The sequence below is a fragment of the Stenotrophomonas sp. GbtcB23 genome, assembly GCF_019091045.1.
Classification (GTDB): Bacteria; Pseudomonadota; Gammaproteobacteria; order Xanthomonadales; family Xanthomonadaceae; genus Stenotrophomonas; species Stenotrophomonas rhizophila_A.
This window is the reverse complement of the sequence record NZ_JAGXKC010000364.1, coordinates 1-279: the sequence shown is the minus strand read 5'-3', so window position 1 is coordinate 279 and position 279 is coordinate 1. Positions and strand designations below refer to the sequence as shown.

The following is a 279-nucleotide window of genomic DNA, read 5'->3' as shown; positions in this document are numbered from 1 at the left end:
CGGGCTCGCCCGTGCCGGTGACCCCCGTGCCGTCCGGGCTGACCACCAGATCGGTCGGAGCGACCGGATCCGTGATGTCAGGCGCCTCGACCGTGACCGGTGGCGACTCGTTGCCGGGCGGGTCCTTCGCCACGACCTCAAGCTCCTCGCCATTGGTCTGCGCCGGATCGAGCGGCACCGTGAACGTGCCGTCCTCGCCCACCGTCGCCGTGCCGATCACGTCGCCGGCAGGGGTCTTCACCTCAACCGTCGCACCGGGGTCGCCCGTGCCGGGGGCGG

1 protein-coding gene is annotated in these 279 nt (G+C 73.1%); it reads right to left on the bottom strand.

Going from position 1 to position 279, the window contains the following annotated elements; all coding sequences use genetic code 11:
- Positions 1-241 (bottom strand): Ig-like domain-containing protein (locus KVS69_RS19430; protein ID WP_345776832.1); only part of this gene is annotated, 241 nt, incomplete at its 3' end.
- Between the last annotated feature and the right edge of the window lie 38 nt (positions 242-279).